The organism is Citrobacter sp. 506 (assembly GCF_050434985.1).
Taxonomy (GTDB): domain Bacteria; phylum Pseudomonadota; class Gammaproteobacteria; order Enterobacterales; family Enterobacteriaceae; genus Citrobacter; species Citrobacter braakii.
Genome location: NZ_JBNDJN010000002.1, coordinates 131,649 through 148,923, shown reverse-complemented (window position 1 = coordinate 148,923; position 17,275 = coordinate 131,649). Strand labels below are relative to the sequence as shown.

The 17,275-nt window shown below is 52.5% G+C and carries 14 protein-coding genes; 9 read left to right on the top strand and 5 right to left on the bottom strand.

The genetic code is table 11. The features are described from left to right. Nucleotides 1-102 precede the first annotated feature (102 nt). Complete coding sequence (uxuA, locus tag ABIE10_RS10755) at nt 103-1,293, top strand: mannonate dehydratase (protein WP_016156994.1); 1,191 nt, start codon at nt 103-105, stop codon at nt 1,291-1,293. A 45-nt stretch (nt 1,294-1,338) separates the two neighbouring features. On the opposite strand, the gene ABIE10_RS10750 is transcribed toward uxuA, so the two are convergent. After that, complete coding sequence (locus ABIE10_RS10750; protein ID WP_217124902.1) at nt 1,339-2,811, bottom strand: PLP-dependent aminotransferase family protein; 1,473 nt, start codon at nt 2,809-2,811, stop codon at nt 1,339-1,341. 165 nt (nt 2,812-2,976) lie between these two features. Here ABIE10_RS10750 and torC point away from each other — a divergent pair, with 165 nt between their 5' ends. From torC to torD, 3 genes are read left to right on the top strand one after another with little or no spacing between them, the layout of a single operon-like run. Further along, nucleotides 2,977-4,116 carry a pentaheme c-type cytochrome TorC gene (torC, locus tag ABIE10_RS10745; RefSeq protein WP_047500963.1) on the top strand — a complete coding sequence of 380 codons (1,140 nt, stop codon included), beginning with the start codon at nt 2,977-2,979 and terminating at the stop codon, nt 4,114-4,116. Between the two features lie 3 nt (nt 4,117-4,119). Beyond that, nucleotides 4,120-6,618 carry a trimethylamine-N-oxide reductase TorA gene (torA, locus tag ABIE10_RS10740; RefSeq protein WP_429155638.1) on the top strand — a complete coding sequence of 833 codons (2,499 nt, stop codon included), beginning with the start codon at nt 4,120-4,122 and terminating at the stop codon, nt 6,616-6,618. Next, entirely contained in the window at nt 6,608-7,240 is a 633-nt protein-coding gene (gene torD / locus ABIE10_RS10735) for a molecular chaperone TorD (RefSeq protein WP_429155635.1), read from the top strand. The genes torA and torD overlap by 11 nt, the downstream gene beginning before the upstream one ends. A gap of 56 nt (nt 7,241-7,296) precedes the next feature. Here torD and yeiP read toward each other — a convergent pair whose 3' ends face one another. Next, entirely contained in the window at nt 7,297-7,869 is a 573-nt protein-coding gene (gene yeiP / locus ABIE10_RS10730; RefSeq protein WP_016153740.1) for an elongation factor P-like protein YeiP, read from the bottom strand. Between the two features lie 157 nt (nt 7,870-8,026). On the opposite strand from yeiP, the gene ABIE10_RS10725 reads away from it, so the two are divergent. Then, nucleotides 8,027-8,281: a YkgJ family cysteine cluster protein gene (locus ABIE10_RS10725; RefSeq protein WP_016153739.1), complete on the top strand. Its 255-nt coding sequence runs from the start codon at nt 8,027-8,029 to the stop codon at nt 8,279-8,281. Here the strand turns inward: ABIE10_RS10725 and setB are convergent. Further along, complete coding sequence (setB, locus tag ABIE10_RS10720; RefSeq protein ID WP_016153738.1) at nt 8,278-9,459, bottom strand: sugar efflux transporter SetB; 1,182 nt, start codon at nt 9,457-9,459, stop codon at nt 8,278-8,280. The genes ABIE10_RS10725 and setB overlap by 4 nt on opposite strands. A gap of 368 nt (nt 9,460-9,827) precedes the next feature. Here setB and fruB point away from each other — a divergent pair, with 368 nt between their 5' ends. From fruB to fruA, 3 genes are read left to right on the top strand one after another with little or no spacing between them, the layout of a single operon-like run. After that, complete coding sequence (gene fruB / locus ABIE10_RS10715; protein ID WP_429155631.1) at nt 9,828-10,958, top strand: fused PTS fructose transporter subunit IIA/HPr protein; 1,131 nt, start codon at nt 9,828-9,830, stop codon at nt 10,956-10,958. After that, on the top strand, nt 10,958-11,896 hold the full coding sequence (gene fruK / locus ABIE10_RS10710; protein ID WP_003834544.1) for a 1-phosphofructokinase: 939 nt from the start codon (nt 10,958-10,960) through the stop codon (nt 11,894-11,896). The genes fruB and fruK overlap by 1 nt, the downstream gene beginning before the upstream one ends. A 16-nt stretch (nt 11,897-11,912) precedes the next feature. Next, entirely contained in the window at nt 11,913-13,601 is a 1,689-nt protein-coding gene (gene fruA / locus ABIE10_RS10705; protein ID WP_016153736.1) for a PTS fructose transporter subunit IIBC, read from the top strand. Nucleotides 13,602-13,680: 79 nt separating this feature from the next. On the opposite strand, the gene ABIE10_RS10700 is transcribed toward fruA, so the two are convergent. Together ABIE10_RS10700 and ABIE10_RS10695 are read right to left on the bottom strand one after the other, a co-directional pair. Then, on the bottom strand, nt 13,681-14,979 hold the full coding sequence (locus ABIE10_RS10700; protein ID WP_141875433.1) for an anaerobic C4-dicarboxylate transporter: 1,299 nt from the start codon (nt 14,977-14,979) through the stop codon (nt 13,681-13,683). A gap of 76 nt (nt 14,980-15,055) precedes the next feature. Beyond that, nucleotides 15,056-15,775: an aspartate/glutamate racemase family protein gene (locus ABIE10_RS10695; RefSeq protein ID WP_141875432.1), complete on the bottom strand. Its 720-nt coding sequence runs from the start codon at nt 15,773-15,775 to the stop codon at nt 15,056-15,058. Between the two features lie 353 nt (nt 15,776-16,128). Here ABIE10_RS10695 and hypT point away from each other — a divergent pair, with 353 nt between their 5' ends. Continuing rightward, entirely contained in the window at nt 16,129-17,040 is a 912-nt protein-coding gene (hypT, locus tag ABIE10_RS10690; protein WP_019077233.1) for a hypochlorite stress DNA-binding transcriptional regulator HypT, read from the top strand. Nucleotides 17,041-17,275: the final 235 nt, after the last annotated feature.

Below are 17,275 nucleotides of genomic sequence, written 5' to 3'. Positions count from 1 at the left end.
ATCAATCAATGATAGGCCATCTGTTGAACATCTACGGGATGGCTGTATGGTAGTCGTCATTCAGGTAGTTTAATTTGGTATAACAACTTGTGGGGTGAAACAATGGAACAAACCTGGCGTTGGTACGGACCTAACGATCCGGTATCGCTTGATGATGTGCGTCAGGCTGGCGCAACGGGTGTTGTGACCGCCTTGCACCACATTCCCAACGGTGAAGTGTGGCCGGTAGAAGAGATTCAACAGCGTCAGGCTATTCTGGCTGAAAAAGGGCTGACCTGGTCGGTGGTGGAAAGTATTCCTGTCCACGAAGATATCAAAACGCGTTCAGGCCAGTACCAAACGTGGATTGCCAATTATCAGCAGAGTATCCGTAATCTGGCGACCTGCGGCATCGATACCGTGTGCTATAACTTCATGCCGATCCTCGACTGGACGCGTACCGATCTCGAATATCAGCTGCCGGACGGCTCCAAAGCGCTACGTTTTGACCAGATTGCTTTTGCAGCCTTCGAACTGCATATTCTTCAGCGCCCAGGCGCCGCAGCGGATTACACCGCAGAAGAACAACGCCAGGCGCTGAATTACTTCAATGCTATGAGCGATGCCGATATCGAAAAGCTGACCCGCAATATCATTGCCGGCCTGCCCGGTGCGGAAGAGGGCTATACGCTGGATCAGTTCCGTGCGCGCCTCGCTGAATATGACGGCATCAGCAAAGACGATCTGCGCGATAATATGGCGGTATTCCTGCGGGCGATTGTGCCTGTGGCGGAAGAAGTCGGCGTGCGTCTGGCTGTCCACCCTGACGATCCGCCGCGTCCGATCCTCGGCCTGCCGCGCATTGTTTCGACTATCGAAGATATGCAGTGGCTGAAAGAAACCGTCGACAGCATCAATAACGGTTTCACCATGTGCACCGGTTCCTACGGCGTGCGCGCCGATAACGATCTGGTGAAAATGATCGAAACCTTTGGCGATCGAATCCACTTCACGCATCTGCGCTCCACCTGCCGTGAAGATAACCCGAAAACCTTCCACGAAGGTGCGCACCTGCAAGGCGATGTGGATATGGTATCGGTGGTTGCTGCCATCCTGAGCGAAGAACAGCGCCGTAAAAAGGCGGGCGATTTGCGTCCTATTCCGATGCGTCCGGATCACGGACACCAGATGCTTGACGACTTGCACAAGAAAACCAACCCAGGCTACTCCGCGATTGGTCGCCTGAAAGGACTGGCGGAAGTTCGCGGCGTTGAACTGGCGTTAAAACAAACGCAGTTCCGCGATCTGCTGTAAGGTTAACAACAGGGATTGTGCCGCAGGCGCGATCCCTGAAATTCATCAAGGCTGCGCTAGCGCCTGCTCCAGTACCGACAGCACCTTTTTGATCTGCTGTATCTGCAATCCGCCAAACCCGAAAAACATAACAGCATCGCTGTTCTCCCTACGCCATGCGGCTCCTGAGCCATTTTCAATATCTGGCAGAGTGTCAAAGCGGATCCCTGCCAGCAGGCAGCGCTGTTGCAGCCTGGCTATCATATCTGGGTGTCTGTCAACGCGTAACGAGAGGTGCAGACCCGCCGTTGCGCCAGCGATTTTCCCTGACGGAAACAGAACAGAAAGGCCATCGCGTAACAGATTGAGGCGCGCCGCATAGTTGCAGGCCAGCTTGCTGATGTGCGAATAAAACACCTGATTTTGCATTAATTCGGCTAAAAATTGCTGCAATAGCCACTGACTGCCGTTGTTGTTGAGCGCTTTCATATTCTTTACTGCCGGGAGCAGTTCATCAGGACAAATGAGATAGCCAAGACGCGTTCCCGGCCCCAGCGTTTTGGAAAATGTCCCCATGTAGATAACCCGGTTGTGATAATCCATAGCTTTCAGTGCAGGAAGGGGGTTCTCGCCATAGGTAAAAACAGCATCGTAGTCGTCTTCAAGGATATAAGCGCCGACGCGCTGCGCCCACGTCAATAATGACTGACGGCGCTCCAGCGAAAGGACGCTTCCCATTGGATACTGGTGAGCCGGAGTCACATAGCAAAGCTGGGTTTCATATTCGGGTAATTTATCTGTTTGCAGCCCGTGGTTATCTACAGCAATTGACGTAATGTCTGCACCGTAATAATTAAACAGATGCCATGCGCCAGAATAACAAGGGGATTCGGTCACAACGTGGCACTTTTTTTGCTGACTGACGGCATGATGAACAATAAATATTTGACTGAGCAGCGACAATCCTTCCTGAATCCCATTGGTAATGATGATGTTCTCCGCCCGGGTATTAATGCCGCGAGATAAATTAAGGTACCTGGCTAGTTGCTCACGCAGTGAAAATAATCCATTTGATGAATGATATCGGGTAAACAATTGCTCTTTAAGTACGCTTGGCGCGTTATTCCATTTTCGCCAGCTTGCCCAGGGAAAAGCATTGGGATCGGGGACGCCCATCCGGCAGTAGCACTCCCGCCCAGGCTCTGCGTAAACATCGGTAGAGACCCCGGCCGCTTTTGGTGTTACTGGCGGAGAGCCCTGGGGGACGGACACATGCGCTGGGGTTACACGTACAGGCGTGGTGAATATCACCTCATAGCCAATGCCGTGTCGGCTCTTAATTAATCCAGCCGCCATCAGCTTATCATAGGCCATCACTACCGTTATTTTGGCAATGTTCAATGCCTGAGCCTGCTCGCGAATAGAGGGGAGTTTATCTCCACACAGCAAATCACCCCGCTGAATGGCCTGTAAATAAAATTGAAATATCTGCAACTGCAGCGGAGTCCGGCTTTCTCTATCGAGAGTCAGTTTGAGCATGATAAATTCCTTATTTATAGATGGTAATTATATTACGGACTTCTGCTCTTTACTATTTGACGAACCTCATAGAGTGGATGCTGTTCCTATAATCTGCCTTCGCTGTCTCTATTTTTGATTTTTATTATCCCTTAGCGTGTCGCTATTAAAAAAATGGAGGCAAGCATGTCGTGGATAAGAAAAAACGCACTATGGTGCGCATTCGCCGGGGCGGTAGCAATGGCCCTGGCTATTTGGGGAACGTGGCAAGGCGTTCATTACACCAGTTCTACCGAGTTTTGTTTATCGTGTCACTCGATGCGCACATCTGGCGAGGAGTATAAAACCAGCGTGCATTTTCGTAATGCTTCTGGTGTGCGTGCGGAGTGTAAGGATTGTCATATTCCGCCAGGCATCGTCCCAACGCTGGTTCGTAAAACGCAAGCCTTAAACGACCTCTACCACACCTTTATCTCTCCTTCGATCGATACCCCGGAAAAATTTGCCGCAAAGCGGGCGGAGTTGGCCCAGCGAGAATGGGCGCGCATGAGCGCGAATAATTCTGCGGTGTGTAAATCCTGCCATAGCTACGAGGCGATGGATCACGGCAAGCAATCGGCAAATGCAGCGGCGCAAATGACCGCGGCGGCGGCAAAAGACAGTAACTGTATCGATTGTCACAAAGGCATTGCCCATCACAAACCCGATATGAGCAGCGGTTTTCGCGATCGTTACAAGCAGCTGCAGCGTCAGGGAGAGCAGTTACCCACGGCGACGACGCTGTATTCGTTAGGCGAAAAATCACTGACTGCGACAGCAGAGAGCCCGGCAGGTAAAGCCATGCTGTACCCGGCAACGCAAGTGCGTGTGCTGAAAAGAGAAGGGAAAAACGTTCAGATAGAGCTGACCGGCTGGCGGGAAAGCAAAGGACGTGGACGGGTGATTACCCAGTATATGGGTAAACGCGTTTTTGCTGCCGTATTAGATGCCTCGCTGATGAGCAATGTGAAGGTTGAGCAAACACAGGTTGATCCGGAGTCACATCAGGAGTGGCAGCAGGTAAGCGTGATGGCCTGGAGTTCGGCGGAGGGGTTTACCGACAATATTGACCCCCTCTGGCAATACGCCGATCAGATGTTGCAATCCACCTGTAGCGCTTGCCACAGCACGCCGCCGCCGACCCGCTATTCCGCGAATGGCTGGATCGCCGGACTGAAATCCATGTCCACCTACTACCGGCTTAATCCGGTGGAAGACCGTACGTTGTTGAAATATCTCCAGACTCACGCCAGCGATATACCTCAACCTAACAATTCAAAAGGATAATTTATGGATATTCATGATTTTAATCCGTCACGTCGACGGTTTTTAAGCGGAATGCTGGCAGTCGGTGCCGTCAGCGCTTTAGGGCCAAATCCACTGATCTCAAAGGTCTGGGCAGCGGGTGAAAACCTGGAGCAATGGATCCAGTCTGGCTCGCACTTTGGCGCTTTTGAAGCCAAAGTCGTGAACGGTGAATGGGTCGATACCCGCCCCTTCAAACATGACAAATACCCCTGCGATATGCTCAATGCCGTTCGGGAGGTGGTCTACAACCCATCGCGCGTGCGCTACCCGATGGTGCGGCTGGACTGGCTGCGCAAGCGTGAAAAGTCAGATCGCAACCAGCGCGGCGATAATCGCTTTGTCCGTGTGAGCTGGGATCAGGCGTTGGATCTGTTCTATGAGGAGCTTGAACGAGTACAAAAGACCTACGGATCTTCTGGTGTCTTTACCGGGCTGGCGGACTGGCAAATTGTTGGCAAATATCATAAGGCCGGCGGCGCGATGGATCGGGGACTCGGCTTGCACGGTAGCTATGTAACGACCGTCGGCGACTACTCGGCAGCCGCAGCGCAGGTGATTTTGCCGCATGTGATTGGTTCGCTGGAAGTTTACGAGCAGCAAACGTCGCTCCCGCTGGTTATCGAAAATACCCAAACCATCGTGCTGTGGGGCTGCGATCCTATCAAGAATCTGCAGATCGAGTTCCTGGTTCCCGATCACGATGCGTTTGGTTATTGGCAGCAGATTAAAGAAGCGGTTGCGCAGGGTAAGATGCGCGTTATCAGCGTTGATCCGGTGCGTAGCAAGTCGCAAAACTATCTTGGCTGTGAGCAGCTGGCGCTGCGACCGCAAACGGATGTCGCGTTATTGCTGGCGCTGGCGCATACCCTGTACGAAGAAAAACTGTATGACGTGGCGTTCATTAACGATTATACCGTGGGCTTTGAACAGTTCTTGCCGTATCTGCTTGGGGAAAGCGACAAGCAGCCGAAAAATGCCGAATGGGCGGCGGAAATCTGCGGCCTGACGGCGGAGCAGATCCGCGACTTCGCCCGCCTGCTGGTCAAAGGCCGGACACAGTTTATGGGCGGCTGGTGCGTGCAGCGTATGCACCATGGCGAGCAGTATCCGTGGATGCTGGTGGTGCTGGCCAGCATGGTTGGACAAATTGGCTTGCCGGGCGGCGGAGTAGGGTTTGGCTGGCACTATAACGGCGGCGGGACGGTCACCTCTGGCGGTCCCGTCCTGTCCGGCCTCGGGAGCATCAACAATCCTCCGGCCGCGAAATACAAAGCGGATTTCCGCGGCGCTTCAGAGCATATTCCTACCTCGCGGATGATCGATTGCCTGCTGGCGCCAGGCAAAAAGATCGCTTTCAACGGTGAAACATTAACTTTCCCTGATATCAAAATGGCGATTTTCAGCGCCGCCAATCCGTTCCATGCGCAGCAGGATCGTAACCGCATGATCGAAGCGTGGAAGAAGCTGGAAACCGTGGTCGTTCTGGATCATCAGTGGACAGCATCCAGTCGTTTTGCCGATATCGTCCTGCCTGTGACCACGCGCTTTGAGCGTAATGACATTGAGCAGTTCGGTACACACTCGAATAAAGGGCTGATGGCGATACATCAGGTGGTTAAACCGCAGTTTGAAGCGCGACATGACTTTGATGTTTTTGCCGGTCTGTGCAAACGCTTTGGTCAGGAAGAGACATACCGCGAAAAGCGGGATGAAATGCAGTGGATAAAAGCCATTTATGATGAGGGCGCGAAAACGGGAGCGTCCCTTGGCGTGAGTATGCCGAACTTCGAGAGCTTCTGGCAGGGCGAAGGATACATTGAATATCCTGCCGGGAAGCCGTGGGTGCGTCATGGAGAATTTCGCGAACAGCCGGATATCAACCCGTTAGGAACACCCTCTGGTCTGATTGAAATTTACAGCAAAACCATCGCGGGCTTTGCCTACGAGGACTGCCCGGGGCATCCGGTGTGGATGGAACCCTTTGAGCGTACCCATGGCAGCAAAACAGATAAATATCCGCTGCATCTGCAGTCCTGCCATCCTGATAAACGTCTGCACTCCCAGCTGTGCTCAAGCGAGGCGTTTCGCAACACCTATGCGGTGGCAGGAAGAGAGCCGCTGTACATGAGCCAGTCGGATGCCCGCGCACGTGGCCTGAAAGCCGGGGATATTGCGCGCGTGTTTAACGCCAGAGGCCAGGTGCTGGCCGGGGTGGTGATCAGTCCGGATTACGCGCCTGGCGTCGTCCGGATTCATGAAGGCGCGTGGTATTCGCCGCAGGAAGGCGGGAAAGCGGGCACATTATGCACTTATGGCGATCCGAATGTGCTGAGTGCGGATATCGGTACATCGCAACTGGCGCAGGGGCCTTCGGCGCATACGGTGCTGGTCGAGGTGGAGCGGTACCAGGAGAATGCCCCGCAGGTCACAGGCTTTGGCGGGCCGGAGGTTGTGAAAGAGGAGGGGGCAAGTGCAGCATAATCATATTCATCGACAGCGGGCGGCGGTGTACCAGTGGTTTTCGCAACTGCTGTTCCGCGAGCTGGACGAGGAGCAACTCATCCGCCTGGAAAGTGGGGAAAGCCGACAGTGGCTGGCGTCGTTGACGGCTATCCCTGGGTTATCCGTTGATGTCAAAAACCTGGAACGTAGTCTCGTTCGGGCGCTGCGCCGTGAAAGCCGACAGCTGGAGCTGGCGGCGGACTATGCCTCGTTGTTTTTGCTGGCACCTCCCGGCGGCGTTTCTCCCTATGCGGGGCATTATCCGCATACGACCGCGCCTGAAGAACGTAAGGAAATGAATGTGCTGTTAGTCGAGTATGGGCTGACCCCGCAGGACAACGAGCCTGCCGACCATATTGCTGTACAGCTGGCACTGATGGCGAGAATGGTTACCAAAAAGGAGACGTTATCGGCGCAATATTACTTTTTGCATCATCACATTATGTGCTGGGCACCCCTGCTACGGGAAAGTTGTTTACAGCGGGACGAAGAGGGGGTTTATCCTCAGGCGGTAAACGTCATAACGCATTTTATGCGTGAGGATGAGCTGTATCTGGAATCTCTGTTGATGGATGATTTTTACCTCAGCAGCCAGGGCTGAAAAGAACAAAGGGACAGCAAATGCTGTCCCTTTTCACCGGTGTCGCAGCAGAAAAATTAGTCTGCGCGGCCCATGTAGCGACGTTCTTCGATATGAATACGGATTTTTTCACCTGCACTCAGATATTCAGGAACCAGGATAACCAGACCGGTGCTCATGGTCGCTGGTTTGTTACGCGCACTTGCTGACGCGCCTTTAATGCCTGGTGCCGTTTCAACGATTTCCAGGTCTACCGTTTGCGGCAGTTCAAGCGCCAGCAGCTGGCCGTCCCAGGTCAGTACCTGCATATCCGGCATTCCGCCTTCCGGGATGAACAGCAATTCTTCTTCGATCTGGTCTTTGGTGAAGGTATACGGGGTATAGTCTTCTTTATCCATGAAGACATATTCGTTGCCATCGACATAGGAGAAATCAACGCCACGACGGCTCAGGGTGACGGTATCAACGATGTCATCACCTTTGAAGCGCTCTTCAACTTTCAGACCGGTACGAACATCAGAAAAACGCATTTTGTACAGCGTGGCGGCGCCACGTGCGGTTGGTGATTGAATATCAATATCTTTTACAATCAGCAGTTTGCCGTTGTAATTCAGTACCATACCTTTTTTAATTTCGTTCGCTCTTGGCATCGAAAAAATCCTGTAATGAGGAGTGTCTAAAATATCGCGTAAAACTACTCGCGCCGGGGCATTCAGGCAAGCGGAATTGATGCTTTTGCTGGTGCAAAAAAGGTGTTACTGTGCGCTTCCTGCACAATCCGATGGTTTACGATAAAGAGAGTACTGTATGGAATGCCGTCCGGATTGTGGTGCATGTTGCACCGCGCCTTCAATTTCCAGTCCCATCCCCGGCATGCCTGATGGCAAGCCCGCTAATACACCATGCGTTCAGCTGGATGAATCCCTGCGTTGTAAAATTTTTGCTTCGCCTCTGCGGCCAAAAGTGTGCGCCGGTTTACAGCCCAGTGCGGAAATGTGCGGACAGACGACGCACCAGGCCATGGTCTATCTCATCGAGCTTGAGGCGCTGACCGCACCTTAAACGTCTTTGATGCGCGTCAGACACGCGACGGTGGCGACGATCATCACCAACGCAAACCAGAATACCGCGTGATAGTTCCAGATTTCAGCGGCAATACCCGCCAACGATCCGGCAATAATCCAGCCCACGCGAATGGTATTTGTATAGAGAGTTGTAGCTGAACCCGCTTGTCCCGGCATCAGATCCTGGAAATAGAGCATGCCAATCCCGCCGAGGATGCCGATGTAAATCGCGTTCAGCAGTTGTAAGCCAAGTAATATCGCCGGAGAGTGGGCTAACAGCATGCCGGCATAAAAGAAAAATCCGGCGACAACGGCGATTCTCATTAACAGGCGTTTGCCCAGACGCTTCGCGAAGTATCCGGCAATCAACATGGTTGGGATTTCCAGCCCCGCGGCAGTTCCCATCATGATGCCCGCCAGCTTTTCCGGCAGATGCAGCTCGTTGATAATAAACAACGGCATATTAATGATATAGAGACTGTTGGTCCCCCACATTAATGTGCAGATAACAAACAGTAGCAGCGTGTCGCGTCGATTGCGGCGCGGGGCTTCTACCGCGCCTGTCGCGAGAGGCACGTTTTTACTCATCGAGGGTAAGAACAGCCAGACCATTACGCCGCAGACAACAAACGCCACCGCCGCGCTGAGGTACATCACCGTAAAGCTAAACCCCATGGCGAGCGCGTAGGCCAGCGGCGGGCCAATCACCCAGGCCAGCGAAACCTGCGCACGTAATATTGAACTGAACATGACGGCTTCCCGACCCGTACGGTCGGCGTGCTCGCGGGCGAGAGCAAACATTTGCGGGTTGGCGGTCGAACCAAAACTGCTGAGGAATACCCCGACAAACAGCAGAATAAAATAGTTACGGTTCCAGGCGAACAGCACGCAGGCCAACATCCCCAGCACGCAGCAAAACACAATCAGGTTTTTGCGATCGCCTTTTTTATCCGAACGTCCGGCCAGAAACTGACTCACCAAAATGCCGATCACGGCGCTACCGGTAAAAAAGAACCCGACCATGCCGGGACGGGCATGGACTTCATCCGTCAGAAAAAGGCTGAGCGTTGGCGTCTGCAACGCACCGGCGATACCCGTCAAAAATGCGACAAGCAGGAACGCCGAAGACGTTAAATCAAACGCCTTGGGTGTGGCGGCTACGGGGGTGTTGTGCATGTTTTGATATCAATAATGTGAAGAGACGCGGAGTTTACGCTGCTTGTCAGAAAATAAACAGGGAGCTAAATCAAAATCGGCATCAAAAATCAAAATAGCATTTCAGTCAGAGAATGCTGCTTGCTGACGCTGCTGAATCTGACAAGCTGACGCCGTTTTTGCGTCAGCAATTTTTTCTCATCCGCGGAAAAAATGTGCGTTATCTCTAAATTCAGCAAGTAATTTGTCAACTTTACTTGTGTGCTGAAGAAAAAAGAGCAAGACTTCTTGAAACGTTTCAGCGTCATCTTGCCATAACTGATGGAGTCAGGTGACGCCTTTTTTCTCATGTTAGCTGAATCGTTTCAAATCAGCGGGAGAGGAGAACCATGTTCCAGTTATCTGTTCAGGATATTCACCCGGGCGAACAGGCCGGGAATAAAGAAGAGGCTATTCGCCAGGTTGCCGCTGCCTTAGTGCTGGCAGGTAACGTAGCGGAAGGCTACGTCGATGGCATGCTGGCGCGTGAACAACAGACGTCCACGTTCCTCGGCAACGGTATTGCTATTCCTCACGGTACGACGGACACGCGCGATCGGGTGCTGAAAACCGGTGTGCAGGTGTTTCAGTTTCCGCAGGGTGTGATCTGGGGTGAAGGGCAGGTTGCTTATGTGGCAATCGGCATCGCCGCCAGCTCTGATGAGCACCTCGGTTTACTGCGTCAGCTGACGCATGTGCTGAGCGATGACTCCGTCGCTGAACAGCTGAAATCTGCGACCACGGCGGAAGAGTTGCGCGCGTTGCTGATGGGGGAAAAGCAAAGCGAACAGCTGAAGCTTGATAACGAAACGCTGTCGCTGGACGTCGTTGCCAACTCGCTGGTCACGCTGCAGGCGCTCAACGCCGCACGGCTGAAAGAGGTCGGCGCGGTTGACGCCACCTTTGTGGCCAGAGCCATTAATGAGCAACCGATGAATCTCGGTCAGGGGATCTGGCTGAATGACTGTGCTGAAGGCAATGTGCGCAGCGCCGTTGCGGTCAGCCGCGCAGCAACAGCGTTCGATGTACAAGGCGAAGCGGCAGCCCTGCTGGTGACCGTCGCCATGAATGACGAACAACCGGTTGCGGTGCTGAAGCGCCTTGGCGATCTGCTGCTGAATAATAAAGCTGACCGTTTGTTGAAAGCCGATGCGGCAACGGTGCTGGCGCTGCTGACCAGCGATGATGCCTTAACTGATGATGTACTGAGCGCCGAATTTATAGTGCGCAATGAGCATGGTTTACACGCCCGCCCGGGCACCATGCTGGTGAATACGATTAAACAATTTAACAGTGAAATTACCGTGACAAATCTTGATGGAACCGGCAAGCCGGCGAATGGACGCAGTCTGATGAAAGTTGTGGCATTAGGCGTGAAGAAAGGACATCACCTGCGCTGTACCGCCCAGGGTGAAGATGCTGAACAGGCGCTGAAAGCGATTGGCGAAGCCATCGCGGCGGGTCTTGGGGAGGGCGCGTAATGAGCAGACGTGTTGCTACTATCACCCTTAACCCAGCCTACGATCTGGTGGGTTTCTGCCCGGAAATTGAACGCGGTGAAGTGAACCTGGTTAAAACGACCGGTCTGCATGCGGCAGGGAAAGGGATTAACGTCGCTAAGGTTCTGAAAGATTTAGGTATCGATGTAACGGTGGGCGGTTTCCTCGGTAAAGACAACCAGGATGGTTTTCAGCAGTTGTTCAGCGAGCTGGGTATCGCCAACCGTTTTCAGGTTGTACAGGGGCGTACGCGTATCAACGTTAAGCTGACCGAAAAAGACGGCGAAGTGTCCGATTTCAATTTCTCCGGCTTTGAAGTCACCCCGGCTGACTGGGAACGCTTTGTGAATGACTCGCTGAGCTGGCTGGGCCAGTTCGACATGGTGTGCGTCAGCGGCAGTTTGCCGACCGGCGTTAGCCCGGAAGCATTCACCGACTGGATGACGCGCCTGCGCAGTCAGTGTCCTTGCATTATCTTTGATAGTAGTCGTGAAGCATTAGTGGCCGGTCTGAAAGCGGCACCGTGGCTGGTGAAACCAAACCGTCGTGAACTGGAAATCTGGGCAGGCCGTAAGCTGCCAGAAATGAAAGATGTGATTGAAGCTGCACATGCGTTGCGCGAGCAGGGTATTGCTCACGTGGTGATTTCACTTGGCGCGGAAGGTGCGCTGTGGGTTAACGCTTCGGGTGAGTGGATTGCTAAACCGCCGTCAGTCGAGGTGGTAAGCACCGTAGGCGCGGGTGATTCAATGGTTGGTGGCCTGATTTACGGCCTGCTGATGCGTGAATCCAGTGAACACACCCTGCGTCTGGCAACCGCTGTTGCCGCCCTGGCGGTAAGCCAAAGCAATGTGGGCATTACCGATCGTCCTCAGTTGGCCGCAATGATGGCGCGTGTCGACTTAAAACCGTTTAACTGACAGCAGGAGAGGCATAATGAAAACGCTGCTGATTATTGACGCTAATCTCGGCCAGGCTCGCGCTTATATGGCGAAAACCCTGCTTGGAGCGGCGGCGCAGAAAGCACATCTGGAAATTATTGATAATCCTAATGATGCCGAACTGGCAATTGTTCTGGGCGACACGCTTCCTGCCGACAGTTCGCTGAACGGCAAAAAAGTCTGGCTGGGCGATATTGGTCGTGCGGTTGCGCATCCTGAACTTTTCCTCAGTGAAGCGAAAGGCCACGCAAAACCTTATAGCGCTCCGGTTGCGACAGCGTCCGTGGCCAGTAGTGGTCCAAAACGCGTGGTGGCGGTGACGGCTTGTCCAACTGGCGTTGCCCATACGTTTATGGCCGCTGAAGCTATTGAAACGGAAGCGAAAAAACGTGGCTGGTGGGTGAAGGTTGAAACCCGTGGTTCTGTTGGCGCAGGCAATGCCATTACGCCGGAAGAGGTGGCTCAGGCGGATCTGGTGATTGTGGCGGCTGACATTGAAGTTGATCTGGCGAAGTTTGCCGGAAAACCAATGTACCGTACTTCTACTGGCCTTGCGCTGAAGAAAACGAAGCAGGAGCTGGATAAAGCGCTGGAAGAAGCAACGCCGTACCAGCCAGCCGGCAAAGCGCAGTCTGCAACCACTGAAGGTAAGAAAGAGAGCGCTGGCGCGTATCGTCACCTGCTGACGGGCGTATCCTACATGTTACCGATGGTGGTTGCTGGCGGTCTGTGTATTGCACTCTCATTCGCTTTTGGTATCGAAGCGTTCAAGGAACAGGGTACGCTGGCGGCGGCGCTGATGCAGATTGGCGGTGGTTCAGCTTTCGCGCTGATGGTGCCGGTTCTGGCGGGCTACATCGCGTTTTCCATCGCTGACCGTCCGGGTCTGACGCCTGGTCTTATCGGCGGTATGCTGGCGGTGAGCACCGGTTCCGGCTTTATTGGCGGGATTATTGCCGGTTTCCTTGCCGGTTATGTGGCGAAGCTCATCAGCACGAAGCTGAAACTCCCGCAGAGTATGGAAGCGCTGAAACCGATCCTGATCATTCCGCTGCTCTCAAGCCTGGTGGTTGGTCTGGCCATGATCTACCTGATCGGTAAACCAGTGGCGGGCATTCTGGAAGGTCTGACCCACTGGCTGCAAACCATGGGAACCGCGAACGCGGTGCTGCTTGGAGCGATTCTTGGCGGCATGATGTGTACCGATATGGGCGGTCCGGTTAACAAAGCGGCGTATGCTTTCGGTGTGGGCCTGCTTAGTACGCAAACCTACGCGCCGATGGCGGCGATTATGGCGGCGGGTATGGTGCCTCCGCTGGCCCTGGGGCTGGCAACGCTGGTGGCGCGTCGTAAGTTCGACAAAGCGCAGCAGGAAGGCGGTAAAGCTGCGCTGGTACTGGGCCTGTGCTTTATTACCGAAGGGGCTATCCCATTTGCTGCCCGTGACCCGATGCGCGTTCTGCCTTGCTGTATCGTTGGCGGCGCGATTACCGGAGCTATCTCGATGGCGGTGGGGGCTAAGCTGATGGCGCCGCACGGCGGTCTGTTCGTGCTGTTAATCCCTGGCGCAATCACTCCGGTGGTTGGATACCTGCTGGCCATTATTGCCGGTACGTTGGTAGCCGGTCTCTCCTACGCGGTGCTGAAACGCCCGGAAGCAGAGGTTGTGGCAAAGGCGGCCTGATTTAACGCTGACATCCGGGGCAGAGATTTCTCTGCCCCTTTTTTTATCCATAAGATCTGCCTGGTAGTGTTAAACCGGTTCAGGCAATCATTGGCGCGATGATAAAACCAAAGGCAACGCCAGCAATGATCCCGCCAAGCCCTGGCAACATAAACGGATGGTTTAAGACATACTTACCCACGCGCGTTGTCCCAGTGGTGTCGAACTCCATTGCCGCCAGCGAAGTCGGATAAGTTGGCAGAACAAACACGCCGGTCACTGCGACATAGGAAGCCAGAATGGCCCATGTGGGTACGCCGAGCGCGACGGCAAGAGGGATAATCAGCGGCGTGGTGGCTCCCTGCGAATAGAGAAGCGCGCAGGTACCAAACAGCACCAGCGCCAACAGCATCGGATAAGCCCGTAGGATATCGCCCGCGATATCCTTTATCTCCGTTAAGTGGGCATCAATGAAAGTTGTGCCCAGCGTAACAATCCCCAGAATCACTGCCAACGAACTCATACCCGCGCGAAACGTGGATGTCAGGACAATGGCGTCTGTTGATGTTTTGCATAGCACCACCATCAGACACGCGGCAGCTAGCATGCAGATAATGATAATATCCCGGGTATTCATGGGGTTACCTGCATCGAATCCAGGGCGCAATTGAGGGCATGCGGCAAGAATAACGATGACCACCGTTGCCAGCATAAACAGGGCGACTGACAGTCTGGCACCTGGCGTTGTGCTGTTTTGCCCTGCATATTTACGCACCAGTCCTTTTTGCAGGCGTTCCAGATAGACTTCATCATCCTGTAGCTCACATCCCTGACGTGAGGCGATAAAAGCGGCGACCATCGCGGCGACAAATGAGGCAGGCAGACAAACCGCCATGACCTGAATAAAGCTGATACCGTTGCCTTCCATAATAGTCAGCATAGCGGCCATTGCGGCACTGATCGGCGAACCGGATATCGCCACCTGAGAAGCGACTACGGAGCCTGCGAGCGTACGGGAAGGGCGAATTCCTGACTCTTTGGCAACTTCGGCAATCACTGGCAGAGTAGAAAAGACGATGAACCCTGTTCCCGCCATAATCGTCATCGACCAGGTAATAATCGGCGCAATAATATTGATATATTTAGGGTTACGGCGCATAAAATTACCGGCAATGCGAACCAGATAATCCATGCCTCCGGCGGCCTGTAGCGCCGATGCCGCCACCACCACCGTCATAATAATAAGAATAACGTCAACGGGTGGTGAACCAATTTGCAGCCCAAATCCCAGCGTTAAAATAGCCAGCCCCAGCCCGCCACATAAACCAATACCAATTCCGCCAAGGCGGATACCGAAAAATATTGCGCCCAACACTACGATAATTTCTAGCCAAATCATAATGGCCTCCGCCAGAGAGTAATTTGTAATTAAAATGGATTTTTATTTAATGCAACAATTAAACAGGTAGGGACATTCATTGTGCCAAAAGGTGATTTTTACCCACGCGTTTCTCGTACCATTTAATACCGGCACGAACCAACGAACCGGTTGAATCAATATATTTTTCAGGTGACTTTTTGACGGCTTCAGCAAGAATGACAGGAACTTCAGTACATCCGAGCACGATGACTTGTGCCCCGCGTGAGAAGAGTGCTTCAGCCTGTTCATTCATCAGCGTTTGCGCCCGCTTAGCATCACCAGCTTTTAAGCAATAAATGCTTTCCATCACTTTTTCCTGACTGGATGAGTCAGGGCTGATGCAGGTTAACCCAAGAGATTCTATGCCTTTTTGATAGAGGCCCATGTATAAAGTGGCGTTGGTGGCGAGTAATCCGACTTGCGATTTCCCGCAGTTTTTAACCTCATTGATGGTCGTTTCAACGATACTGAGCAACTCTGTATGGCAGCACGCTTTTAATTCATTAAACCAAAAGTGGGCGGTGTTACAGGGGATCACAATACACTCGGCGCCAGCATCTTCGAGTTTATGCATATAATCGCGCATTGCCGGAAGAGGGGAATGACCATGATGCATTAACGCGTCGGTTCGGTCAGGAATGTCAGGAATAGATGAAATAATTAAGGGGATATGTTCCTGGTCACGTTGCGCAGCGGTAAAAGTGACGAATTTATTAAACAGATCGACCGTTGCAGCAGGTCCCATACCACCAAGCACGCCAATTAAACCTTTCACGATATATACCTCAATTCACCGATGATTAATATTCAGAGCCGGGTTGTGTCTGCTGATAATGTTTAACAGCAGTGAGACGTGAGGAGAAATGCAATAATGTATGGCTTAATGCAAAAACCGCATGACTGTGGTTTATTGTGTAACCTCAGCAGGCCGGTATTCGGCCAGAGGCTCCGCGTTACGCAGCGGACAAGCGGTCGTAACCGATAGGGAGAGAAGTATGTTAATGTTAAAAATGAAGCCTTGATGCAAAAAACGAATCACGGGGCGCTAATGATGAATGTCATCTCCGGAACTATTCAGGCATGATGCTTTAAGGCTAATAGGCATATTTAAATATCCGCGTGATAAGCATGAAAAATATTGAGACAAAATGGTTATATGATTTTCTGACGTTGGAGGCATGCCGTCATTTTTCCCAGGCAGCTGAGGAGCGTAACATATCCCAACCGGCATTTAGTCGGCGGATCAAGGCGCTCGAATCAGCCGTGGGTGTGCTGCTTTTTGATCGCACAACGAGCCCACTGCAACTCACGGAGGAGGGCAAGCTATTTCATTCGCAAACCCGTAGTTTGTTGCAACAGCTGGAATGTAATCTGGATGAGCTAAGCGGCCACAATTTACTGGGTGTACCCAATATCAAAATAGCGGCGGCACATTCTTTGTCGCTGACGATGTTGCCCAGATTGGTGCACTCAATGGCGGCCTGGGGGGAGGAGTTTGTCTATCACGTTGAAGCTATTGATGTTGTTCAGGCGGTGAATACTCTGCGCGAGGGGAAAAGCGATTTTATTATCTCCTTTCGGGATGAAGACTTAATGCAGTCACCTTTCTGCGGCTTGAAGGTTTTTGAGTCTGAACTGTACCCCGTTTGTGCTGCAGATGCGCAGGGTAAGGCGTTGTTTGATATCTATCAGTCGCAGGCACCGATTCTGAACTATACCAGCACATCCTACATGGGAAGATTGGTAAACCGTCATCTGGCGGAAGTAGGCGGCATTTCAGCCCGAACGCTGTTTATGTCTTCGATGAGTGAGTTATTAAAAAATATGGCATTGGATGGGCATGGTATCGCCTGGCTGCCGGCGTGGACAATCGTAAACGAACTGCGCGAAAAGCGGCTGGTTTGTCTGCAGACGCCGGAACTGATGGTGCCTATTCAGGCTTATATTTACCGAATGGATACCCGGTTGAATAAAACGGCTGAGCACTTCTGGCGGATTTTGTACAACCATATGCCAGAGGACCTTGTTTCGCTCAGTTGATACGAACCGGATCGTCTGGCGCATCTGAAAAATCTCCGGTTATGCCGGAGTTAAACTCTTTAGACTGCTTGAATTGTGTACTACCTCTCATTTTCTCTTTCCTTTACAGACTGTATCTATAAAAAATTGTGATTCTGTTCATATCTATTGAGTTTAGATCTTGAATATGGATTTACTTTGTCAAAAACACGCTTACTATGAACACATGTTTGATAGTGAACATGTGCTCTAATAG